The organism is Paraburkholderia sp. DD10, assembly GCF_049177125.1.
GTDB classification, from domain to species: domain Bacteria; phylum Pseudomonadota; class Gammaproteobacteria; order Burkholderiales; family Burkholderiaceae; genus Paraburkholderia; species Paraburkholderia terricola.
In genome coordinates, this window is record NZ_CP185393.1 from 3,950,298 (window position 1) to 3,972,637 (window position 22,340).

General features: G+C 65.2%; 16 protein-coding genes. 9 read left to right on the top strand and 7 right to left on the bottom strand.

Features of this window, described 5'->3' with window-relative positions; all coding sequences use genetic code 11:
* Positions 1–119: 119 nt before the first annotated feature.
* On the bottom strand, positions 120–4,304 hold the full coding sequence (locus ACOCG7_RS33230; RefSeq protein ID WP_114161907.1) for a YhdP family protein: 4,185 nt from the start codon (positions 4,302–4,304) through the stop codon (positions 120–122).
* A gap of 186 nt (positions 4,305–4,490) precedes the next feature.
* Here ACOCG7_RS33230 and glnE point away from each other — a divergent pair, with 186 nt between their 5' ends.
* A complete protein-coding gene (glnE, locus tag ACOCG7_RS33235) occupies positions 4,491–7,283 on the top strand; it encodes a bifunctional [glutamate--ammonia ligase]-adenylyl-L-tyrosine phosphorylase/[glutamate--ammonia-ligase] adenylyltransferase (RefSeq protein ID WP_114161908.1) in 2,793 nt (930 codons plus the stop codon).
* Between the two features lie 75 nt (positions 7,284–7,358).
* Here glnE and recN read toward each other — a convergent pair whose 3' ends face one another.
* Complete coding sequence (gene recN, locus ACOCG7_RS33240) at positions 7,359–9,029, bottom strand: DNA repair protein RecN (protein ID WP_114161909.1); 1,671 nt, start codon at positions 9,027–9,029, stop codon at positions 7,359–7,361.
* A 73-nt stretch (positions 9,030–9,102) separates the two neighbouring features.
* Positions 9,103–10,005 carry an NAD kinase gene (locus ACOCG7_RS33245; RefSeq protein WP_073428208.1) on the bottom strand — a complete coding sequence of 301 codons (903 nt, stop codon included), beginning with the start codon at positions 10,003–10,005 and terminating at the stop codon, positions 9,103–9,105.
* Between the two features lie 384 nt (positions 10,006–10,389).
* Here ACOCG7_RS33245 and hrcA point away from each other — a divergent pair, with 384 nt between their 5' ends.
* The 3 genes from hrcA to ACOCG7_RS33260 all read left to right on the top strand — a co-directional run bounded on the left by hrcA (position 10,390) and on the right by ACOCG7_RS33260 (position 13,072).
* Positions 10,390–11,409: a heat-inducible transcriptional repressor HrcA gene (gene hrcA, locus ACOCG7_RS33250; protein WP_073428207.1), complete on the top strand. Its 1,020-nt coding sequence runs from the start codon at positions 10,390–10,392 to the stop codon at positions 11,407–11,409.
* Positions 11,410–11,584: 175 nt separating this feature from the next.
* On the top strand, positions 11,585–12,655 hold the full coding sequence (hemH, locus tag ACOCG7_RS33255; protein WP_083084556.1) for a ferrochelatase: 1,071 nt from the start codon (positions 11,585–11,587) through the stop codon (positions 12,653–12,655).
* Between the two features lie 9 nt (positions 12,656–12,664).
* Positions 12,665–13,072 (top strand): RNA-binding S4 domain-containing protein, encoded by a 408-nt coding sequence (locus ACOCG7_RS33260; RefSeq protein ID WP_073428205.1) that lies wholly within the window; start codon positions 12,665–12,667, stop codon positions 13,070–13,072.
* Here ACOCG7_RS33260 and ACOCG7_RS33265 read toward each other — a convergent pair.
* Positions 13,058–13,210 (bottom strand): hypothetical protein, encoded by a 153-nt coding sequence (locus ACOCG7_RS33265; protein ID WP_167363274.1) that lies wholly within the window; start codon positions 13,208–13,210, stop codon positions 13,058–13,060. The genes ACOCG7_RS33260 and ACOCG7_RS33265 overlap by 15 nt on opposite strands.
* Positions 13,211–13,598: 388 nt before the next feature.
* Between ACOCG7_RS33265 and grpE the strand changes: the two genes are divergently transcribed.
* The 5 genes from grpE to pabB all read left to right on the top strand — a co-directional run bounded on the left by grpE (position 13,599) and on the right by pabB (position 20,168).
* Positions 13,599–14,195 carry a nucleotide exchange factor GrpE gene (gene grpE / locus ACOCG7_RS33270; RefSeq protein ID WP_073428204.1) on the top strand — a complete coding sequence of 199 codons (597 nt, stop codon included), beginning with the start codon at positions 13,599–13,601 and terminating at the stop codon, positions 14,193–14,195.
* Positions 14,196–14,237: 42 nt separating this feature from the next.
* A complete protein-coding gene (locus ACOCG7_RS33275) occupies positions 14,238–14,684 on the top strand; it encodes a thioredoxin family protein (protein ID WP_073428203.1) in 447 nt (148 codons plus the stop codon).
* A gap of 153 nt (positions 14,685–14,837) precedes the next feature.
* Complete coding sequence (dnaK, locus tag ACOCG7_RS33280; protein ID WP_073428202.1) at positions 14,838–16,790, top strand: molecular chaperone DnaK; 1,953 nt, start codon at positions 14,838–14,840, stop codon at positions 16,788–16,790.
* A gap of 266 nt (positions 16,791–17,056) precedes the next feature.
* Entirely contained in the window at positions 17,057–18,199 is a 1,143-nt protein-coding gene (gene dnaJ, locus ACOCG7_RS33285; protein ID WP_073428201.1) for a molecular chaperone DnaJ, read from the top strand.
* Between the two features lie 25 nt (positions 18,200–18,224).
* Positions 18,225–20,168 carry an aminodeoxychorismate synthase component I gene (gene pabB, locus ACOCG7_RS33290; RefSeq protein WP_073428300.1) on the top strand — a complete coding sequence of 648 codons (1,944 nt, stop codon included), beginning with the start codon at positions 18,225–18,227 and terminating at the stop codon, positions 20,166–20,168.
* Positions 20,169–20,252: 84 nt separating this feature from the next.
* On the opposite strand, the gene panB is transcribed toward pabB, so the two are convergent.
* Genes panB through folK form a run of 3 tightly spaced genes read right to left on the bottom strand, consistent with a single transcriptional unit; the run spans position 20,253 to position 22,330 of the window.
* Positions 20,253–21,068 (bottom strand): 3-methyl-2-oxobutanoate hydroxymethyltransferase, encoded by an 816-nt coding sequence (panB, locus tag ACOCG7_RS33295; RefSeq protein WP_073428200.1) that lies wholly within the window; start codon positions 21,066–21,068, stop codon positions 20,253–20,255.
* A 36-nt stretch (positions 21,069–21,104) separates the two neighbouring features.
* Entirely contained in the window at positions 21,105–21,785 is a 681-nt protein-coding gene (locus tag ACOCG7_RS33300) for a deoxynucleoside kinase (protein WP_073428199.1), read from the bottom strand.
* Positions 21,782–22,330, bottom strand: coding sequence for a 2-amino-4-hydroxy-6-hydroxymethyldihydropteridine diphosphokinase (gene folK, locus ACOCG7_RS33305; RefSeq protein ID WP_083084550.1), 549 nt, complete (start codon positions 22,328–22,330; stop codon positions 21,782–21,784). Before folK ends, ACOCG7_RS33300 begins: the two co-directional genes overlap by 4 nt.
* Positions 22,331–22,340: the final 10 nt, after the last annotated feature.

The window sequence follows — 22,340 nt, forward strand, 5'->3', positions numbered from 1 at the left end:
AGAAACTCCCGGCAAGGCGGCGGCGCGAATCGCTCGGGCCGCGGACGTCGTTCAAGGCTGGCTGCGGCCGGGCGGCGCGGCGCCTGGTTTTTTCGGCCGAACGAGGGGTCGAATAAAGCTCAATGCGCTTGCACGGCCGAAGCCGGAGCGTCCATCTTACCGCGATCGCCCTTCACCCGCTCGATGTGCGGTTTCGACCACGAACCGGTGATCGCGTACTCCCGCGAAAACGCGTGCGAGATCGACTGGCTGAACGCCAGATCGGCCACCAGCGCGCCCAGGCCGAGCAGCGGATTGATCACGGTCGCGGCGATCACGGCGGCGCCAGCGCTGACCGTCGGCACGATCTGAACGTGCAGATTCTGCGTCTCCTGGGCGAGATCGACCGAGCCCTTCATGTCGACGCGAGCCGGCGCCGTCACCATCTCGAAGTTCTCCGTGCGGCCGATGCCGTTGCGGACCTGGGCGGTCCCGGTCACGTGTTCGAACGGCAGACCTTCGCCGATCACGTCGCGGAAATTCAGCGTGGCGAAGCGCGCGAGGCTTTGCAGACTCAGCACGCCCAGCAGCTTGGCGACGCCCGGGTCGACCTTGAGAATCTGCCCGTGGCGCAGATCGACGGCCAGGTTGCCGTTGAGCGTCGGATAGTCGATGGCGGTCGGGCCGCCGCGCCACACCATCTTGCCGGAGAGCGAACCGCTGCCCGACTTCAGCGTGCGCGGCTGGCCGAAGCGTTCGAGCAGCGCGCCCGCGTCCTTGATGTCGAGCTTGAAATCGAACACCGTGCGGCGCGGCGTCGTTTCGTCGGCGGCGCTGCCGAGGCCCGTCGAGGTGCGCCAGTTCGCGGTGGCGGTCAGCGTGGCGGCGGCGTTGGTGATGCCGAGCTTGTCGAGTTGCCAGACCGGCACGCCGTCCTCGTCGAAGTTGTGCGCGTTCACTTCGAGACGGCCGACGTTGCGATCGCGGAAGATCAACTCGTTGACCACCAGATCGATCGACGGCATGTTCTGCGCGGGAGCGGAGATCGCCTGGCCGAGCAGGTCCTTGTCGGCGACCGAAGGAATCACCACGCGCGCGAAGCGCGCCTGCAGCGTGCCCGGCGATTCCTTGCTGGGGCCCGGCAGCCACGACACGTGGCCGGATACCTGATTCGACGCGATGTTGGCCTGCCATTTGCCGTCCGCATGCGACGCGCCGACGATCACGCTGTCCCAGTGGCGCTTGAGCAGCGTCAGCGTGCCGATGTGCAGCGCGAAGCGGTTGGGCAGGAACTGCGTGAGGATCGGGTTCGGCGCGGCCGGCGGCGCGGCGGCGGGTGCTTCCTTGTTGCGCATCTGCGCCACGAGCGCGCGCCAGGCGTCGGCGTCGAATGCCTCGACGTCGACGGCCGCGATCACGCCTTCGGACGGCAACTCCGCAGGCTTGTTGACGCCGATCGCGCCGCGCACGACGGTGGGCGCCGCCTTCGGCTGGTAGCCCAGCAGGTAGGCGGCGGCGACCGGGCCGAACGTGAGATCGGCGCGTTCCAGGCCGGTCTCGCCCGGCGCCGCCGACGGCCTGACGGCAAAGCGCAACGGCATCGGCGTGCCGACCGGCTTGTTGAACGGCGCGGGGAAGTCGAGCGCGAGACCGGTGAGGTCGGAGTTCGCCGTCACGTCCGGCAACCGGCCTTTCGCGCCGCGCACGGTCAGCGCATACGGCGCGCTGCCGCTCATGCGCGCGAGCACCTCGGCGGCCGGACCATGCAGATTCAGATCGCGCGCCGCATCGACGGCAATGTGGCCGCCGAGGTCGAGCGCATAGGTGCCGTCCTTTTTCAGCCCGCCGCTCGCATGCACGTCGCCGCCGAGGAACTGGCCGGAGAGCCGATCCGCCTGAGCCGTATATTCGGTGAAGCGCACCTTGCCGTTCAGTCGCGACAGCGGCGGCACGTTCTCGACCGTCAGCCGGTTGTTCTGGAAACCGACCGCGCCTTCCACGGCGATATGCGGCTTCGGCGTGCGCGGCACCGTCAGCTTGAGCGCGAGCGACGCCGGCCCTTCGGCGCGCACTTTCTCGGTTTCGTGCTTCGCCATGATGCCGAGCGAGCTTTCGTTGACGTAGTCGAGCATGTCGGCGAGCGGCCCGCGGCCGTCGCCCTGAATGACCAGGTTCGACGCCTTGGTGCCGAGATCGTCGATCTTGCCGTTGACGCCCATCAGCGCGACCTGCTTGTAATGCGCGCGGTCGATGTCGAAGCGCAACATGTTCTGGCTCAACTCGAACACGCCGTCGATGCCGTCGAGCGGCGGCCACACGTTCGGCGTGCCGTTTTTCATCGTGCGCGGCGGGTACGGCGAGGGATCGAACTTGCCGCCCTTGAACGGCGCGACGATATGAAAGATGCCGGCCTCCGGGTCGCGCGAGTAGGGGAACCTGGTCAGATCGCCGTGCACCTCGATGGTCGCGCCCTTCGATACGCCCGCTTGCAGCCCATGGCCGAGATAAATGCGCAGCTTCTCGCTGATGCTGGTCGGGAGATAGCGGACGATGCGCGTCACCTGCGCGCGCTCGAAGTCGGCTTTCAGGTCGAGCGCGCCGCGGCCGTGGCCGGGGTTGCTGTAGTCGGCGGTGGCGCTGGCCGCGACGTCCGCATTGGCGACGCTGAGATGGGCCACCTTCACGGCAAAGGCCGGGTGGTTTTCGCCGGGCGCCTTCGGCGTGATGGTCCAGTCGGCGCGGCCTTGCAGACGGTCGAACTTCAGGCGCGGATCGTCGAACACGCCCGGCAGCGTGATCGCGACGTTGGATGTGTCGAGTATCGCGGTGCCGCGCTTTTCGTCCGCATCGACGCTGCCCCACAGGTTTTCGATGCCCGGTATGCCCGCGCGCGGGTGATTGCGCAGCGTGAGCCCCGGCGGCGGTTCCTGCGCGGCCACGCTGATGCCTTGCAGGTCGCCCTTGAAACGATAGCGCTCGATCGGCTCGGTCCCGCTCGCGAGATGGTCGCTGCCCGCCTCGCCGGATTCGGGTTTGCCGCGCTCGACCTCGATCACATAATTGGCGACCAGCCCGCGCGGATTGAAGCGCACGAGACCGTTCAGCAGGCGCCGCGGCAGCGGCAGCGCGCGGCTGAATTCGGCGAGGATGCCCAGGTCGACGCGGTCGCCGCTCACGCTGAGCAACTGGCCGCGCTGCTGCGTGGCGGTGCGAAAGCGTCCGCTCAACGTCGACAGCGCGAGGATGCGGGTGAGCGAGGTGCCGTCGTCGAGCGGCGGCTGGCCGAGCTCGGCGTGCAGGTCGTTCAATTGCAGCTTGTAGTCGCCCTGGTCGGCTTCGAGGCGCCATGAAAAATGAGCAACCGGCAGCAGCAGCTTGGGCTGTGTGGGGCGCACTCGCAGGGCGACGTCCGTGCCGGCCAACTGCCCGCTCGCCGCCTTCATGCGGCCGTCGGCGAAGTCGGCCCAGATCGCGTTGTCGATGCGGCCGGCAAACGTCTCGATCGGGAATTTGACATAGCGCGCGAGCATCGGCAGATCGACCGGGCCCGTCGAGACATACACCTGGCCCTTCCAGTTGACCGGCGCGCCGATCTCGGAGAGACGCGCGTGTTTGAAGTTCGTGCGGAAGTCGATCGGGCCGCGCAGGACCTGGCCGTCGGCGGGAGCCTGCAACGCCAGCCGGTGATCGTAGCCGTCGTTGAGAATCGCGATGCGGATGTCGCGCAGCGCGAGTTCCGGTGCGTCGCGCTGGGCATCGCGCCAGCGCAGCACGCCGCCGCGCACGACGATCGCCTGTTGCCGCAGTAGCCAGGTCGTCAACGTGGCGTTGCCGCTATGCCGGGTCGGCACGGGCACGCCCGCCACCGACAGCACGCCGTCGCCGGCGCGCGAGACCAATACGTCCGGCTTGTCGACGATCAGGCTGGAGAGCGCTGGACGAAACTGCCAGAGCGACTTCCACGAGAGCGTGGCGGTGGCGTGCGGAATCGTCAGCGCCGGTTTGCCCTCGCGGTCGCGAATGACGAGATCGGTGATGTCGAGGCCGGGCTGAAAGCCGCTCCAGAGAGGCGCGAGCTTGCCGATGGTGAACTGCGCATGCAGCTTCTCGGAGACGGTGGCTTCGATGCGCGGCCGGAACGAATCGGCACGCGGCAACACCACATAGCGCAAACCGAGGAACAGACCCGTCGCAATGAAGTAGAGAACGAGGGCGAGCGCAAGGACGACATGCAAGGTCCGGCGCAGCACGACGTGATCGCTTCCGCTCGCAGGCCGGACCTGCCCGGTTTCGTGCGGGTCGGCGGATTCGTTTCGCTCGGGCATGCTGCGGCGGGTGGGCGTATGGTAGTTTTGCGAATTAACGACGAAATGTAACACACGGGCAAGCGTCGGCAGTACTTCCTGCAAAGCCAGTCTGCATGCGCCTCGCGACGTTCGCAAGGACGCCGGAACCGTGTGCCGCGATGAACTGAACCACGCTAATCAAGCAACGAGCGAGCCAGATCCTTGATGACTGACGCCACACTACTGAGTTCCAACTATTCGCATTACGCGGCGCGTGCGGTGGCGGCCCGTCCGCGACTCGCGGCGCACGTGGCGGCGCTTGCCGCCATGCCGCTGACCCGTGAGCGCATCGACGCGCGCTTTGACGCGCTGTGCGCCGAAGCCGCCGGCGCGAGCGGCGCTCCGTTGAGCGAGGACGCGCTCAAGCGGGCCTTGCGGCAGTTGCGCACCGAGGTGTTCTGCGCCGTGATGGAGCGCGATCTGACCGGCGAGGCGGACGTCGCCGAAGTCACCGGGGCAATGACCGATCTGGCGGAGACGACGATCCAGCGCGCGCTCGCGGTGTTGTCCGCCGAACTGGAAACGTTGTACGGCGAGCCGCGCGGACCGCAAGGCGAGCGGCTTGCGCTCGGCGTCGTGGGCATGGGCAAGCTCGGCGGGCGCGAGTTGAATGTGTCGTCGGACATCGATCTGATCTTCGTCTACGAAGAGGACGGCGAGACCGCGGGCGGCCAGCGCGCGCCGATCCCCACTCAGGATTTTTTCACGCGCCTCGGCAAGCGCCTGATCGGCGCACTCGCCGAAGTCACCGCGGATGGTTATGTGTTCCGCGTCGACATGCGCTTGCGGCCGAACGGCGACTCGGGGCCGCTCGTCTCCAGTCTCGGCATGCTCGAAGAGTATTTCTACGTGCAGGGCCGCGAGTGGGAGCGCTATGCGTGGATCAAGGGCCGGCTCGTGTCCGAAGGCGCGAGCGACGCGGCGCGGCGATTGCAGAAGCAGCTCGACGCGATCGTCACGCCGTTCGTCTATCGGCGCTATCTCGACTTCGGCGTGATCAGCGCGATTCGCGCGCTCCATCTGCAGATTCGCCAGGAGGCGCAGCGCCGTGCGTCGATGCGGCCGGACAAGGCCGACGACATCAAGCTCGGGCGCGGCGGCATCCGCGAGATCGAATTCAGCGCGCAGGTGTTTCAGTTGATTCGCGGCGGCCAGGACGCCGGTTTCCGGGTGCGGCCGACGCTTGCCGTCTTGCGCTATGCGGCCACGCATGGGCTGATCGACTCGGCGGTCTGCGTGAAGCTCTCGCAGGCCTATCGCTTCCTGCGCGAACTCGAGCATCGGCTCCAGTACCGCAACGATGCGCAGACCCACGCGATGCCGGTCGATGCCGAGGAGCGCGCGGCGCTCGCTCGCGCGATGGGTTGCGATAGTTATGCCGCGCTGATGACGAAGCTCGACGCGCACCGCGAATTCGTCGAGCAGCAGTTCGACCAGATTTTCGCCGACAAGGTGAGCGGCCGCGACGGCTGCGGCGCGCCCGAAGACGGCGCCGCCGCGTGGGTGTGGAGCAGCGCGCTCGCCGACGACAGCGCGGAAGATGCCCTGCGGGCGCGCCTCACCGAACTCGGCGTTGCCGAGCCGGGCGAATTGCTCGCGCGGCTGCGCGGGGTGTGGCAGTCGTCGCGTTATGCGGGGCTGGCCGAGCGCAGCCGGCAACGCTTCGACATCGTCGCGCAGCGCGCGCTCGATGCCGCTCGCACGCTGGAGCCGCCCGAGCGGCGCGGCGACACGGTGGCGCGCCTGTTCGATCTGCTCGAGGCGGTGGGCCGGCGCGGCGCGTATCTGGCGTTGCTGACCGAATATCCGCAAGCGCTGCACCAGGTGCTGTCGGTGCTGGGCGCCTCGCGCTGGGCCGCGGGCTACCTGATCCGGCATCCCCAGTTGCTCGACGAACTGCTGGACGACGAGGCGATCAACAGTCCGTTCGACTGGCCCGAGTTCAAGCGCTCGCTGCGCGTGCGCCTCGCCGCCGCCGACGGCGTCGAGCAGCAGATGGATCTATTGCGCCACGCTCACCAGGCCGAGGTGTTTCGTATCCTGCTGATCGACCTCGCGGGCAAGCTGAGCGTCGAGCATGTGAGCGACCGCCTGTCCGAACTCGCCGACGCCGTGCTCGACGTCACGCTCGAAGCGGTCTGGAAGCAGTTGCCCAAACGCCACCGCGAGGCGCCGCGCTTCGCGGTGATCGCCTACGGCAAGCTGGGCGGCAAGGAACTGGGCTACGCGTCCGACCTCGACGTGATCTTCCTTTACGACGATCCCGACGATGCCGCAGCCGACGTCTATTCCACCTATACCCGCCGCCTCATCACATGGCTCACGACCGCGACCGGCGCCGGCACGCTATTCGACGTCGACTTGCGCTTGCGGCCGAACGGCGAGTCGGGTCTGCTCGTTACCGATCTGGACGCGTTCCGCCGCTACCAGTTGCGCGAGGGCGACGCGGCGAATACCGCCTGGGTCTGGGAGCACCAGGCATTGAGCCGCGCGCGGTACTGCGCGGGCGATGCCGAGATCGGCGCGAAGTTCGAGGCGATCCGCGAACAGGTGCTCACGACGCAGCGCGAAGCCGCGCCGCTTGCGAACGAGATCGTGGAGATGCGTGAGCGCGTCGAGGCGGGGCATCCGAACCCCACGCCGCTGTTCGATCTGAAGCACGACCGCGGCGGCATGGTCGATATCGAATTCGCCGTGCAGTACTGGGTGCTGTTGCACGCGGCGAGCGATCCCGCGCTGATCCGCAACACCGGCAACATCGCGCTGCTGCGCGAAGTGTCGGGCCTTGGCTTGATGAGCGAGGCGGAAGCGGAGACGGTCGGCGCGGCTTATCGCACTTACCGCAAGTTGCAGCACAAGCTGCGGCTGGACGGGATGGAGAAGGCGCGGGTCGATCCGGCGTTGGTTGCCGCCGAACGGAAGGCGGTGCTGGCGCTGTGGAAGCGGGTGTTCGGGTGAGGGGTAAGGCGCTGCGTTGGCTGGGGGGGGCGGTTCGGTGCGCCGCTGCGATTCCCCTGTCCTCGCACAATTACGCTACGCCGCCAGCATTTCCTTCGCGTGCTTGCGGGTGGTCGCGGTGATTTCCAGGCCGCCAAGCATGCGCGCGACTTCTTCCACGCGGCTCGCCTTGTCGAGCGAGATCACGCTGCTGACCGTGCCGCCCTTGCCGTTGCCCGCCTTCGCCACCTGGAAATGATGGTCGCCGCGTGCCGCGACCTGCGGCAAGTGCGTCACGCACAACACCTGGCGCGCTTGCCCGAGTTGATGCAGCAAACGCCCGACCACTTCGGCGACGCCGCCGCCGATTCCGGTATCCACTTCGTCGAAGATCAGCGTGGGCGTCGGGCTGGCGGCGCTCGCGATCACCGCCAGCGCGAGGCTGATGCGCGCCAGTTCGCCGCCTGAGGCAACCTTCGCGAGCGGCCGCAGCGGCACGCCGGCATGACCGGCGACGCGGAACTCCACCTGCTCGAGTCCATGTGCGCCGCCTTCGGGTAGCGGCACCAGCGCCACCTCGAAGCTGCCGCCTTTCATCGACAGTTCCTGCATGCCGGTGGTGACCGCCGCGCCGAGCGCCTTGCCGGCTTTGGCGCGCGCTTTCGACAGTTTTTTCGCTTCGGCCAGGAAGGCTTCGCGGGCCTGGGCTTCGGCGGCGTGCAGGCTATCGAGATCGGCGGCGGCGTCGAGCGCGGCCAGTTGCGCGCGGCGCGCTTCGTGTTCCTCGGGCAGCGTTTCGGGCTGCAAGCGGAATTTGCGCGCGGCCGAATGCAATGCGTCCAGACGCTTTTCGACTTGCGCGAGACGGTCCGGGTCGAGTTCGAGCTTTTGCGCGTAATGACTGAGCGAATACGCCGCTTCCTGCAACTGGATCTCGGCCGGCTCGAGCGCGGCCAGCACGTCGTTCAGCGCCGGATCGATCTCGGCCAGGTCGCGCATCTTCGAGATGATCGACGCAAGGTGCGTGATCATCGCCTCGTCCGATTCGGACAGCGCGGCGAGCGCGCCTTGCACGCCGTCGATCAGATTGGCCGAATGCGACAGCCGCCGATGCTCGCTGTTGACCTCCTCCCATTCGCCCGGCTGGGGTGCGAGCTTGTCCAGTTCGGCGAGCTGCCATGCAAGGCGCTCGCGCTCCAGTTGCAACTCGCGGTCGCGCGTTTGCGCGTGCTCGACTGCCTGAACCTTTTCGCGCCACGTGCGCCACGCCCGCGTTACCGACGCGGCGGTCTCGGTCAAACCCGCGTGCGTGTCGAACAGTTCGCGTTGCGCGTCCGGCCGCATCAGCAATTGATGCGCGTGCTGACCGTGGATATCCACCAGCATTTCGCCGACTTCGCGCAGTTGCGCCAGCGTCGCCGCCGTGCCGTTGATGAACGCCCGCGAGCGGCCATTCGCGTCCACCACGCGCCGCAGCATCACCGTGCCGCCGTGTTGGCCGTCGTCGGCGGTGGCCCCGAGCGCCTGCTCGTCGAGCCACTGCTCGACTTGCGCATGCGTCTCGAACTCGGCGGTGATGTCGGCGCGGCTCTCGCCGGTGCGCACCACGCTCGCATCGGCGCGCGCGCCAAGCGCGAGCGCCAGCGCGTCGATCAGGATCGACTTGCCGGCGCCGGTTTCGCCGGAGAAAACGGTAAAGCCGCTGTCGAATTCGAGATCGAGCGCGGCGACGATGACGAAGTCGCGTATCGAGAGATGGCGAAGCATGGAGGTCGTCTGGTGAGCGTGAGATTCAGGGTTCGGCAGCGGCGGCGTTCGCGTTCCAGTGATTGCCGGCCGCTCAGGGTTTGTCGTCTTCTTCGTGTGACGGGTATTCGTTCCAGTGCAGCTTCTTTCGCAGCGTCGCGTAATGGCTGTAGCCGACCGGATGCAGAATCGGCACGGTATGGCGCGAGCGGCGCACTTCGATCGTGTCGCTCAGTTCGAGCGAGGTGAACGACTGCATGTCGAAATTGACGTTCACTTCGCGGCCCGAGACGATCTGAATGCTCACCTTTGAATCGTCCGGCAGCACGATCGGCCGGTTCGACAGCGCGTGCGGCGCGATCGGCACCAGCACGATGCCCTGCAACTGCGGATGCAGGATCGGCCCTTGTGAAGAAAGCGCGTAAGCGGTCGAGCCGGTCGGCGTGGCGACGATCAGGCCGTCGGAACGCTGGTTGTACATGAAGCGCCCGTCCACCGAGACATGCAGTTCCGCCATGCCCGAGAAGCCGCTGCGGTTCACCACCACGTCGTTGAAGGCCAGCGCGTGATAGATCGGGTTGCCGCCGCGCATGATGCGCGCTTCGAGCAGCATGCGTTCCTCGCGCTCGAAGTTGCCGCACAGCATTTGCGGCACGGTCTCGCGCATGTCGGAGATCGGAATGTCGGTAATGAAGCCGAGCCGCCCGTGGTTGATGCCGATCAACGGCGTGCGGTAAGGCGCGAGCTGACGGCCGATGCCGAGCATGGTGCCGTCGCCGCCCAGCACCACGGCGACGTCGGCGCGCGCGCCGATCTCGGCGGGACGCAACGCCGGGTAGTCGGTGATGCCGATTTCAGCGGCCGTCTCGGCTTCGAACACGACGTCGAAGCCGCGCTTCGCGATGCACGCGGCGAGCTCGGTCAGCGGCTCGCCGATGCCCGGCGTGTTGTTGCGCCCGACGAGCGCAACGGTCTTGAACTGGCTGGTTACTTGCATGCCGGCATTACACCATAGGTGGGGCCTGAAAAGAACCGCAGACAGACCCGGTGGCGGGCCGGCTGGAGCGGGCTGTCAGCGTATCGCGCGATTGTCGTTAGAATGGTGAAGCCTTGATGACATGCGCGCCGGGTAAAGTGCGGCGGCGCGCTGCCGTCGGATTCGTCGGACTGGCGGCCGGCGAGGCGCTGTACCGAGCGATGGACTTCGCGCCGCCACTGGATCGCGCGGGCGCAAGAACGCTGGACGAAGCGCCGAACCGCGGGCTGGCACGCGCGCCGCAGCGAATGCGAAACGCCGTCCCGCCGGCTTGCGGCGCGGCCGTTAGGGGCGGGCGCCGTTAGCGCTCGCGGTAGCGCTGTCATTGAGCTAAAATTTTCCGTCATGCTAGATCCTCGCGCACAAACCCTCCTCAAAACGCTGATCGAGCGCTACATCGCCGAAGGTCAGCCGGTCGGCTCGCGCACGTTGTCACGCTATTCCGGCCTCGAACTGAGTCCGGCCACGATCCGCAACGTGATGTCCGATCTCGAGGACCTGGGGCTCGTGATCAGTCCGCATACGTCGGCGGGCCGCATTCCTACTCCGCGCGGCTACCGGCTCTTCGTGGATACGATGCTGACGGTGGAATCCGCCGCGGACGAAGAAGCCGTGATGCGTACCGTCAAGACTACGCTGCAGGCGGGCGAACCGCAGAAAATCGTCGCCGCGGCGGCGAGCGTGCTCTCCAATCTGTCGCAGTTCGCCGGCGTGGTGCTCACGCCGCGGCGCAGCCATGTGTTCAAGCAGATCGAATTCATGCGCCTGTCCGACAAGCGCATCCTGCTCATCATCGTGACGCCGGAAGGCGACGTGCAGAACCGCATCATGGCCACCCAGCGCGACTTCTCGCCGTCGCAACTGGTTGAAGCGTCGAATTACATCAACGCGCACTTCGCTGGCCTGTCGTTCGACGAAGTGCGCCGCCGTCTGCGCGAGGAAATCGACGAACTGCGCGGCGACATGACCACGTTGATGCACGCCGCCGTCACCGCCAGCACGGATGAAGCCGACACCGGCGAGACCGTGCTGATTTCCGGCGAGCGCAACCTGCTGGAAGTCGCCGATCTGTCCTCGGACATGGCGCGCTTGCGCAAGCTGTTCGATGTGTTCGACCAAAAGACAAGCCTCCTTCAATTGCTCGACGTGTCGAGCCATGCGGCGGGTGTGCAGATTTTCATCGGCGGCGAGTCGAACCTGGTGCCGATCGAGGAAATGAGCGTCGTCACCGCGCCCTACGAGGTGAACGGCAAGATCGTCGGCACGCTCGGCGTGATCGGGCCGACCCGCATGGCCTACAACCGCGTGATCCCGATCGTGGATATCACGGCGCGTCTGCTTTCCCTCACCCTCAGCCAGCAGTAACACGGCCGCCCATCGCGGCCGCGGAGGTTCGTGCCGCACATGATGCGCGACGGCGCCCGGCTTGCCAATTGGCCGAATGGCCAGGGGTCTCCGGCGGACCTCGCCGGGAACCGCGCCGCTATAATGAATCCCACCTGAACCGACTTTCCGCCCAAAGCGGTTACCCCTCCTGCCTATGCGCTTCGACCTCGAGCGGCCTTCACAGAACGCCACGTCACATCGTGTCGCCGTGCTGCTGATCAATCTCGGCACGCCGGACGCGCCGACGCCGCGCGCGGTCCGCCGCTATCTGGCGCAGTTCCTGTCCGATCCCCGCGTGGTCGAGATTCCCGCCTTGCTCTGGCAGGTGATTCTGCGTCTGCTGATCTTGCCGTTGCGCGGCCGGGCGTCGGCGAAGAAATACGCGGCGGTCTGGATGCCCGAGGGCTCGCCGTTGCGCGTGCATACGGAGAAGCAGGTGGAGGCGTTGCGCCATCTGCTGCAATTGAACGATTACACGGTGCTGGTCGACTACGCGATGCGTTACGGCACGCCCGGCATTCCGGCCATGCTGAACCAGTTGAAGCTGGCGGGCGCCGAGCGCGTGCTGCTCATGCCCATGTATCCGCAATACTCGTCGTCCACCACGGCCACCGCGTTCGACGATGCTTTTTCGGCTCTCAAGCGCATGCGCAACCAGCCGGAAATCCGCACGGTGCGGCATTACGCGGACCATCCGGCCTATATTGCCGCCCTCGCCGCGCAGGTGCGTCAATACTGGCATCAGCATGGCCGGCCTGACTTCGCGGCGGGCGACAAGCTGGTGCTGAGTTTTCACGGCGTGCCCAAGCGCACGCTCGATCTCGGCGATCCGTACCACGAGCAATGCCAGCAGACCGGCGCCTTGTTGATGCAGGCGCTCGAACTGACGCCGGTGGAATGCCGCATTACTTTCCAGTCGCGCTTCGGCAAGGCCGAATGGCTGCAGCCGTACACTGCGCCCACGCTGAAGGAATTGGGCGCGGCGGGCGTGCGGCGTGCTGACGTGTTCTGTCCAGGCTTCACCGCCGATTGCCTGGAAACCATCGAGGAAATCGGCATGGAAGTGCGCGACGAGTTCCTGCATGCGGGCGGCAAGGAGTTTCACCGGATCGCCTGCCTGAATGCGTCGCAAGCGTGGATCGCGGCGCTCGGCGAAATCGTCGCGCAGAATTTGCAAGGCTGGCCGGTGCAGGCGGTGCCGGTGCCGCATACGACAGGGGCTTGACCGAGGCTCATGAATTACAGGATCTCCACTGAACCGGGCGCGAGGCTGCGCATCGACAAATGGCTGTGGGCGGCGCGCTTCTTCAAGACGCGCTCGCTGGCGGCGGACGCGGTCGACAAGGGGCACGTGCGCATCGGCGGCGCGACCGTCAAGCCGAGCAAGGACGTGCGGGTCGGCGATCTGGTCGAGATCGAGATCGAACGGATCGTGTGGCAGGTGGAAGTGCTGGGCGTGTGCGACGTGCGCGGCCCCGCGAGCGTCGCGCAGACGCTTTATGCGGAAACCGGTGAGAGCAAGGTAAAGCGGCAGGCCGAGCAGGAACGGCGCAAGACGTATCGCGAACCGGCCGCCGCATTGCACGGCAGGCCGACCAAGCGCGACCGGCGCACTATCGACAAATTGTCAGGTGGCGGTTAAACAGAACAGTTGTTCCAAGGTCGCGTTCACGCCGCCGTATTCGGTCGTGCGATCGTTGACAGCGCCGGACATGCAGATGGTCGTGGTGCCTGCAATCAGTACCAAGGCGACCACCGAGATTGCAAAGGTCAGTTTCACGGTACTCCCCTCGGGACGTTGCAGGATAGAAACGGGCGTTTCGGTTGGAATTTGAAAAATGTCGGAAAGGCGCTTGTCAGACTAGGGTTAACACGTCTTTTCCGATGCTTTATTGGAGCATAGGCCACTTGTTGGTCGCACTCAATCTCAATCTGATTGCGCCGATCCAATGGTTGTAACGGCGCATTTCCGCCACGCGTCAGCGGCGTGAAAAGTTCGGGCAGAGGCGCTTGAAACGGGTCTTTCCGGCCCCATCTGCGGTGGCGATACGCGGTGACGCGCCCAATCCGCGCCCGGTTGTTGTCGCAATATTGCAACGCACGAATGGCACCGGTTGTTGGGCGCCGCCACCACCGTTGGCTTTTACTTTTTAACGACTTTCAGCGACATGGAAAACACGCAAGAGAACCCGACGAGCCAGAATCCCACGCCCGCCGACGAAGCCGCGCGCCAGGCCGCAGAGGCTCCCGAGGCAACTGCTCCGCAACAGGACGAGGCAGCCGCGGGCGCCGCCGCCGAGGCGCCCGCAGCCGCCGCGCAAGCCGCGCTGGCCGAAGCCGAGGCGAAGATCGCCGAGTTGCAGGAAAGCTTCCTGCGGGCCAAGGCGGAGACCGAGAACGTGCGCCGCCGTGCGCAGGAAGACGTGGCCAAGGCCCATAAATTCGCAATCGAAAATTTCGCTGAGCATTTGCTGCCGGTGGTCGACAGTCTCGAAGCGGCGGTTGCCCACTCGTCCGACGATCTGCAGAAGGTGCGCGAAGGCGTCGAACTCACGTTGCGCCAGCTCAATGGCGCGTTGGAGAAGGGCCGCGTCGTCGCCTTGAACCCGGTTGGCGAGAAGTTCGATCCGCACCGTCATCAGGCGATTTCGATGGTGCCGGCCGACCAGGAGCCGAACACCGTGGTCGCGGTGCTGCAAAAGGGTTTCGTGATCGCCGACCGCGTGCTGCGCCCGGCGCTCGTGACCGTCGCGGCGCCGAAGTAAGCGTCGCGGGGTTCTGGTCAGCCGTTTCGCATAGCCGCCGTCATGACGAACATTCCCGTCGACGCCACCGCCTTCACAGTGTTCGACATGCGGGAACTCAGCGCCGCATCGTTCGACGCCGGGCTCGCGGAAGCGGGGGACGCACTGGCCGTGGTGTTTTTCTGGGGGCTCGACTGCTTCAACTGCGAGATCGCCAAGAAGGCCATGCTGGCGCAGCCCGACGCGATTCGCGCGCTCGGGCTCAAATGGTTTCACAGCAACGTCTACGAGCATCGTGAACTGGGCCGTCGCTTCATGCTTCACGGCGTGCCCACCTGGTTTTTCTTTCACCGCGGCAAGCGGCTCGGCCGGGCGACCGGCTGGCACGGCCTCGGGCAGTTCCAGGCGGCGGTCGCGGCCGCGCGGGACAAGATCCGGGCGGCCAATGCGAGCGGTGCCGCGTCGTCACACGGCAGTGGCGCGAATTCGGACGAAAGTTCGGCTGATTGAAAAAAATTAAAGACCGCATCGCAAAAGAGGTCTTGAAAACGATGCGGACGCACTTATGTTGAGTGCAGGTTATGAATTGAGAGCGGAGCGCCTGACCGCCACACGGCAAAAACGGCGCTTTCCGCAGCGATCAAAGTCAGGAGATTAGTAAAAATGGGCAAAATTATCGGCATCGACCTCGGCACGACCAACTCGTGCGTGGCGATCATGGAAGGCAATTCGGTCAAGGTGATCGAGAACTCGGAAGGTGCGCGCACCACGCCGTCGATCATCGCTTACATGGAAGACGGCGAGATTCTCGTCGGCGCGCCCGCGAAGCGTCAGTCGGTCACGAACCCGAAGAACACGCTGTACGCGGTCAAGCGCCTGATCGGCCGCCGCTTCGAAGAAAAAGAAGTGCAGAAAGACATCGGCCTGATGCCGTACAAGATCATGAAGGCCGATAACGGCGACGCATGGGTCGAAGTGCGCGAGCAGAAGCTGGCGCCGCCGCAAATCTCCGCGGAAGTGCTGCGCAAGATGAAGAAGACGGCTGAAGACTACCTCGGCGAGCCGGTCACCGAAGCGGTGATCACGGTTCCCGCGTACTTCAACGACAGCCAGCGTCAGGCAACCAAGGACGCAGGCCGCATCGCCGGTCTCGAAGTGAAGCGCATCATCAACGAGCCGACCGCGGCCGCGCTCGCATTCGGCCTCGACAAGAACGAGAAGGGCGACCGCAAGATCGCGGTGTACGACCTGGGCGGCGGCACGTTCGACGTGTCGATCATCGAAATCGCGGATGTCGACGGTGAAAAGCAGTTCGAGGTGCTGTCCACGAACGGCGATACGTTCCTCGGCGGCGAGGACTTCGACCAGCGCATCATCGATTACATCATCGGCGAGTTCAAGAAAGAGCAAGGCGTCGATCTGTCGAAAGACGTGCTCGCGCTGCAACGCCTGAAGGAATCGGCGGAAAAGGCCAAGATCGAGCTGTCGTCGAGCCAGCAAACCGAAATCAACCTGCCGTACATCACGGCCGACGCGTCGGGTCCGAAGCACTTGAACCTGAAAATCACGCGTGCGAAGCTCGAGGCGCTGGTCGAGGAGCTGATCGAGCGCACGATCGAACCGTGCCGCGTGGCGATCAAGGACGCGGGCGTGAAGGTCGGCGAAATCGACGACGTGATTCTGGTCGGCGGTATGACCCGCATGCCGAAGGTGCAGGAAAAGGTTAAGGAATTCTTCGGCAAGGATCCGCGCCGCGACGTGAACCCGGACGAAGCCGTGGCCGTTGGCGCCGCGATTCAAGGCCAGGTTCTGTCGGGCGACCGCAAGGACGTGCTGCTGCTCGACGTGACCCCGCTGTCGCTCGGCATCGAAACGCTCGGCGGCGTGATGACGAAGATGATCAACAAGAACACCACGATCCCGACCAAGCACGCGCAGGTCTACTCGACGGCCGACGACAATCAGGGCGCCGTGACGATCAAGGTGTTCCAGGGCGAACGCGAAATGGCGGCCGGCAACAAGCTGCTGGGCGAGTTCAACCTCGAAGGCATTCCGCCGGCGCCGCGCGGCACGCCGCAGATCGAAGTGAGCTTCGACATCGACGCGAACGGCATTCTGCACGTCGGCGCGAAAGACAAGGCGACCGGCAAGGAAAACCGCATCACGATCAAGGCGAACTCGGGTCTGTCCGAAGCTGAGATCGAGAAGATGGTGAAGGACGCAGAAGCGAACGCGGAAGAAGATCACAAGCTGCGTGAGCTGGCCGACGCCCGCAACCAGGGCGACGCGCTGGTCCACAGCACGAAGAAGGCGCTCACCGAATACGGCGACAAGCTGGAAGCCGCCGAGAAGGAAAAGATCGAAACCGCGTTGAAGGAGCTCGAAGAGGCGCTGAAGAGCGGTTCGAGCGACAAGGCGACGATCGAAGCCAAGATCGAAGCGGTAGCCACGGCCTCGCAGAAGATGGGCGAGAAGATGTACGCCGACATGCAGGCAGCGCAAGGCGCCGAAGCGGCGGCAGCGGGCGCGGCTGGCGCGGGTGCATCGGCGGGCGGCGCGAGCCAGCAGCAGGACGACGTGGTCGACGCTGAGTTCAAGGAAGTCAAGAAAGACTAAAGCCAGGTCGCATTTCGACCGTAAAGCCGCACACAGCGATGTGTGCGGCCCGGCTGCACAAGGGACCGAGCCGTTCTGGTCTCGCGAACGTGCAAGAGCGGTTATCTCGCCTGGCGAGCCTTTTGGGCTCTCCGGGCACATTTGTTTTATGGAGGGCGTTGTTTTAGCCGCCTGAAAGCGGCGTGAACAGCGGCCGGACGAGTCGTGAGACTCCAGCATTCAAGAGGAGCCACCGCGCCGTATTGCGCGAGTGGCGTTGAACCGATATGGCGAAACGGGATTACTACGAGGTTCTGGGCGTTGCGAAGAACGCGAGCGACGACGAAATCAAGAAGGCTTATCGCAAGCTTGCGATGAAGCACCACCCTGACCGCAATCCGGACAACAAGGATGCGGAAGGGCATTTCAAGGAGGTGAAGGAAGCCTATGAAATGCTCTCGGACTCGCAAAAGCGTGCCGCGTACGATCAGTACGGCCACGCCGGCGTCGATCCGAATATGGGCGGAGCCGGTGCGCAGGGCTTCGGCGGTTTTGCCGATGCGTTCGGCGATATTTTCGGCGACATCTTCGGTCAGGCGGCCGGCGGCGCAGCACGCGGCGGTGGCGGCCGGGCCGGCCCGCAGGTCTATCGCGGCGCGGATCTGCGCTACAGCATGGAAATCACGCTGGAACAGGCCGCGCACGGCTACGACACGCAGATTCGCGTGCCGAGCTGGGTATCGTGCGAAGTCTGTCACGGCTCGGGTGCGAAGCCCGGCACCAAGCCCGAAACCTGCCCGACCTGTAGCGGCTCCGGTGCGGTGCGCATGTCGCAGGGCTTTTTCAGCATCCAGCAGACTTGCCCGAAATGCCACGGCACCGGCACCTATATTCCCGAGCCCTGCGCCCACTGCCACGGCGCCGGCAAGGTGAAGGAAACCAAGACGCTCGAAGTGAAGATTCCGGCAGGTATCGACGACGGCATGCGCATCCGCTCCGCCGGCAACGGCGAGCCGGGTATCAACGGCGGTCCGTCGGGCGATCTGTACGTCGAGATTCACATCAAGCAGCATTCGGTATTCGAACGCGACGGCGACGATTTGCATTGCCAGATGCCGATTCCCTTCACCACGGCGGCGCTCGGCGGCGAGATCGAAGTGCCCACGCTGGCGGGGCGCGCCAGCTTCACGGTGCCGGAGGGCACGCAGTCGGGCAAGACGTTCCGTCTGCGCGGCAAGGGTATCAAGGGGCTGCGTTCCAGCATTGCCGGCGATCTGTACGTGCACGTGCAAGTGGAAACGCCGGTCAAGCTCACCGAGTCGCAGCGCGAGTTGCTTCAGCAGTTCGAGAAGGCGCTGGTGGAAGGCGGCGCGCGGCATAGTCCCCAAAGCAAAAGCTGGTTCGACCGGGTGAAGAGCTTCTTCGATTGATGGCGGTTTGATTTTGGCGGTCAGCATGACGGCGGATGAGCGCGACGCGGTTTTCGCATTGCTCGACGATTGCGACGCGACGGCGGCGTGGCGCTCGAGCCGTCTCTACACGGGTTTTTCGCATGAGCTCGTTTGTGCGGATTCCGCGCAGCTCGAAGCCGTGTGTGAAGCCGTGGCTGCCGAGAGCCGGCGCGGATTGCATGCCATCGTGCTGGCCGACTATGAATTCGGCCGTAATCTGCTTCTCGACGGGAAGTCCCGGCACTTCATGAAAACGCAGCGTGGCGATGCCGCGCTGTGTTTTTTATTGTTCGAACGTTGCGAGAAACTTTCGCGCGACGAGGTCGACGCGTGGCTCATGGCGCGCGATGGCGGCGCGCTTGAGCCCTCAGTGGCGGGCACGGCCAACGTGAGCGCGAGCGTCGATGCGGCGCAATTCAACCAGGCGATCGACGCGATCCATGCCGCCTTGCGCGCGGGCGATTCCTATCAGGTGAACTACACCTATCGGCTCCGCTTCGATGTGTTCGGCTCGCCCGCGGCGCTCTATCGGCGCTTGAGGACCCGGCAGCCGGTTCGGTACGGCGCGCTGATCGCGTTGCCGGCCAATCGTTGGGTGCTGTCGTGCTCGCCGGAGCTTTTCATCGAAAAGGCAGGTTCCACGTTGCGCGCCCGGCCGATGAAAGGCACGGCGTCGCGCTCGGACGATCCGGCGGCCGATCGCGCCGCGGCCGAATTCCTCGGCAACGATCCGAAAAACCGCGCTGAAAACGTGATGATCGTCGACCTGCTGCGCAACGATCTTTCGCGGGTCGCGCAAACGGGGTCCGTCAACGTGCCTGCACTGTTTTCCGTCGAGCCATATGCCTCGGTTTGGCAAATGACATCCACGGTGCAGGCAACGTTGCGCGCGGGCACCTCGTTCGCCGAAATCATGCGCGCGCTGTTTCCGTGCGGCTCGATCACCGGCGCGCCGAAGCATCGCACGATGCAGTTGATCGACGAGCTCGAAAGCACGCCGCGCGGTCTTTACACAGGGGCGATCGGTTGGCTCGATGCGCCGGCGCCTGGCCACGACGAGGCCGCCACGTCGTCTGCATCGAATCCCGACGCGTGCGAAAACGCCTGCGGCGACTTCTGCCTGTCGGTCGCGATCCGCACCTTGGTTCTCAACCCGACGACGGCCCGGTCAGCCGAACTGCGAGGCAAGCTCGGCATCGGCGCGGGCATCGTGCTCGACAGCGTCCCCGCCGACGAATATGCGGAATGCCAATTGAAGGCGCGCTTCCTGACCGGCGCCGACCCTGGCTTCGAGCTATTCGAAACGATGCACGCGACGCGGGAAGAGGGCGTGCGATATCTGTCGCGGCATCTCGCGCGGCTCTCGTCGAGCGCGGCGGCGCTGGGCTTCGGACTCGGCGAGGAAAGCGAACTTCGCGCGCAGCTTGCAGCGAAATGCGAGGCGCTGCCGCCGCAAACCCCGCACCGCATGCGGCTCGCATTGAGCAAAAACGGCGCGATTCACATCACCGCCGCGGTGCTGACGCCGCTAGCCCGCTCCGACTCCGATCAAACGGTCGGCGTACTGCTCGGCCCGGACCACAATTTTCCCGCCACACGAGCCGACGACGCGCTGCTGCGCCACAAAACCACGCGCCGGGCCGAATACGATCGAGGCTGGCGTGAAGCCGAAGCGAAGGGCGCATTCGACACGCTGTTTTTCAACGAGCGGGGCGAGTTGACCGAAGGCGGCCGCTCGAATGTCTTTCTGAAGCTGGCAGGGCGGTGGTGGACGCCGCCGCTCGCGTCGGGCGTGCTGCCCGGCGTGATGCGAAGCGTATTGCTGGAAGAGGATTCGGGCCTGCGAGCGGCTGAAAAAATACTCACGCGGGCCGACGTGCTGAACGCCGAAGCATTACTGATATGCAACGCGTTGCGCGGCGCGTTGCCGGCGCGGATCGTCCGCTAGAGCCGGAACGCGGAGCCACCCGCGCGCGTCCGCAAAAACAAACCGCGGCCTCGGCGACCGAACCGCCGAGCCGCGACAGTCAAATCAGAACATGTGCTCAGGCCCAGGAAACGAGCCGTCCTTCACCGCGCGCACATACGCTTCCACCGCGGCCAGAATGCTCGGCTGGCCGTGCATGAAATCCTTCACGAAGCGTGGCCGCTTGCCGGGGAAAATGCCCAGCATGTCGTGCAGCACCAGCACCTGACCCGAGCAATCCAGACCCGCGCCGATGCCGATCGTCGGAATCCGCAGTTGTTTCGTCACTTCGCTCGCGAGCAGCGTCGGAACCGCCTCGATCACGATCAATTGCGCGCCGGCATTTTGCACCGCAAGCGAATCCCGCAGCAGCTGGCTCGCGCCCGCCTCGGTTTTCCCTTGCACCTTGAAGCCGCCGAACGCGTGCACCGACTGCGGCGTGAGCCCAACGTGCGCGCACACGGGAATCGAGCGCTCGACCAGAAAACGCACCGTGTCCGCCAGCCATTCGCCGCCTTCGAGCTTCACCATCTGCGCGCCGGCGCGCATCAATTCCACCGAACTGCGGAAGGCATCTTCCGCCGTGCCGTAGGTGCCGAACGGCAAGTCGGCGATCACCAGCGCCGAAGGCCGCACCCGCGCGACGCTCGCGGTGTGATACGCGATGTCCGCCAACGTCACCGGCAATGTGGTCGTCTGACCTTGCAACACGTTGCCGAGCGAATCGCCGATCAACATGACGTCGACGCCCGCGCGATCCAGCAACGCGGCGAAGCTCGCGTCGTAACACGTGAGCATGGCGATCTTTTCGCCGGCATCGCGCATTGCCTGCAGTTTCGGCACGGTGATGGCGTTCCGGCTCGCATCCTGCAAATAGGTCATGGGTCAATCCGTTGGAAAAAGAGGTGGCCGAGCCGCTTAAAGCGACGTGCCTTTGACAAAGAATTCCTTGCGGCCGCGCATGGTTTCGATGCGTTCGGCGAGCAGCGCAAGGTCCGCGTCCGAGTCGAGCGGATTCAGATGTTCGGCGTTGACCGTCAACACGGGCGTGCTGTCGTAGTGATAGAAGAACTCGTTGTACGCGTCGCACAGCGCGTGCAGATACGCATCGGAAATCTGCAGTTCCATCGGCACGGCGCGCTTTTGAATGCGCGCGAACAGCACCTCGGGACTGGCCTGCAGATAGACCACGAAGTCCGGCGCCGGCGCGCTCACCTCGAGCCGCGCGGCGAGCGCGCGATACAGGTGCCACTCGTCCTCCTGCAGCGTCAGACGCGCGAAGATGTCGTTCTTCTGCGTCATGAAGTCGGCGATCAGCGGCGTGCCCGACACATGCGCCACGCTCACTTCCTGCGCCTGCTGAGCGCGTTGCAACGCGAAGTGCAACTGCGCGGGCAATGCGTAACGCGTGGTGTCGCGATAAAAGCGTTCGAGAAAGGGATTGTCCTGCGGCCGCTCGAACATTTCCTGCATCGACCAGCGTTGCGCGAGGCGCCGCGCGAGCGACGTCTTGCCGACGCCGATCGGCCCTTCGATCGCGAGATAGCCGAACGGAGGCCGCAGATGCGGCGCGGTGACGGTAAGCGGTGGAGAATTCATTCGCAGCGGCCTTTGCTGTCCGTGCCGGCGCCTGTCGCGAACGCATTGAGCATCGGACACTGGCAGGTTGATTTGACCTTTTCGATACGCTGATCGGCGACGCCGGCGAGCAACCCGTCCGCGCGGCCATGCTGCGGGATGATGAGCGCCGCGTCGATTTCGATCAGCGGCACGAGCGCAAAGGCGCGTTCGATCAGACGCGGATGCGGCACGATCAGATCGGGTTCGTCGATCGATTGATCGCCGTAGAGCAGGATGTCGAGATCGAGCGTGCGCGGTGCGTTGCGAAACGGCCGTTCACGGCCGAACTGATGCTCGATCTTATGGCACAGCGCAAGCAGGTGCCGCACGGGGAGCGCCGTTTCGATCTTCACGGCGCAATTGAAATAATCGTCACCGCCCGCGTCGATCGGGGCAGTGCGATACAGGCTCGACTTGGCGAGCACGGTGATGGCGTGCTGTTGTGCGAGGCACACCACCGCGTCTTTCAGGGTCTGGCGCGCGTCCCCGAGATTCGCGCCGAGGCCGAGATAAGCAACCGTCATGGCATAACTT

What these genes read in the sequence shown, in the direction of transcription:
- ACOCG7_RS33260 (WP_073428205.1), top strand. Translation starts at nt 12,665, where the DNA reads ATGAATTACAGGATCTCCACTGAACCGGGCGCGAGGCTGCGCATCGAC.
- ACOCG7_RS33230 (WP_114161907.1), bottom strand. Translation starts at nt 4,304, where the DNA reads ATGCCCGAGCGAAACGAATCCGCCGACCCGCACGAAACCGGGCAGGTC.
- ACOCG7_RS33245 (WP_073428208.1), bottom strand. Translation starts at nt 10,005, where the DNA reads ATGCAAGTAACCAGCCAGTTCAAGACCGTTGCGCTCGTCGGGCGCAAC.
- ACOCG7_RS33300 (WP_073428199.1), bottom strand. Translation starts at nt 21,785, where the DNA reads ATGAATTCTCCACCGCTTACCGTCACCGCGCCGCATCTGCGGCCTCCG.
- pabB (WP_073428300.1), top strand. Translation starts at nt 18,225, where the DNA reads ATGACGGCGGATGAGCGCGACGCGGTTTTCGCATTGCTCGACGATTGC.
- hrcA (WP_073428207.1), top strand. Translation starts at nt 10,390, where the DNA reads ATGCTAGATCCTCGCGCACAAACCCTCCTCAAAACGCTGATCGAGCGC.
- glnE (WP_114161908.1), top strand. Translation starts at nt 4,491, where the DNA reads ATGACTGACGCCACACTACTGAGTTCCAACTATTCGCATTACGCGGCG.
- folK (WP_083084550.1), bottom strand. Translation starts at nt 22,330, where the DNA reads ATGACGGTTGCTTATCTCGGCCTCGGCGCGAATCTCGGGGACGCGCGC.
- ACOCG7_RS33275 (WP_073428203.1), top strand. Translation starts at nt 14,238, where the DNA reads ATGACGAACATTCCCGTCGACGCCACCGCCTTCACAGTGTTCGACATG.
- panB (WP_073428200.1), bottom strand. Translation starts at nt 21,068, where the DNA reads ATGACCTATTTGCAGGATGCGAGCCGGAACGCCATCACCGTGCCGAAA.
- hemH (WP_083084556.1), top strand. Translation starts at nt 11,585, where the DNA reads ATGCGCTTCGACCTCGAGCGGCCTTCACAGAACGCCACGTCACATCGT.
- grpE (WP_073428204.1), top strand. Translation starts at nt 13,599, where the DNA reads ATGGAAAACACGCAAGAGAACCCGACGAGCCAGAATCCCACGCCCGCC.
- dnaJ (WP_073428201.1), top strand. Translation starts at nt 17,057, where the DNA reads ATGGCGAAACGGGATTACTACGAGGTTCTGGGCGTTGCGAAGAACGCG.
- recN (WP_114161909.1), bottom strand. Translation starts at nt 9,029, where the DNA reads ATGCTTCGCCATCTCTCGATACGCGACTTCGTCATCGTCGCCGCGCTC.
- dnaK (WP_073428202.1), top strand. Translation starts at nt 14,838, where the DNA reads ATGGGCAAAATTATCGGCATCGACCTCGGCACGACCAACTCGTGCGTG.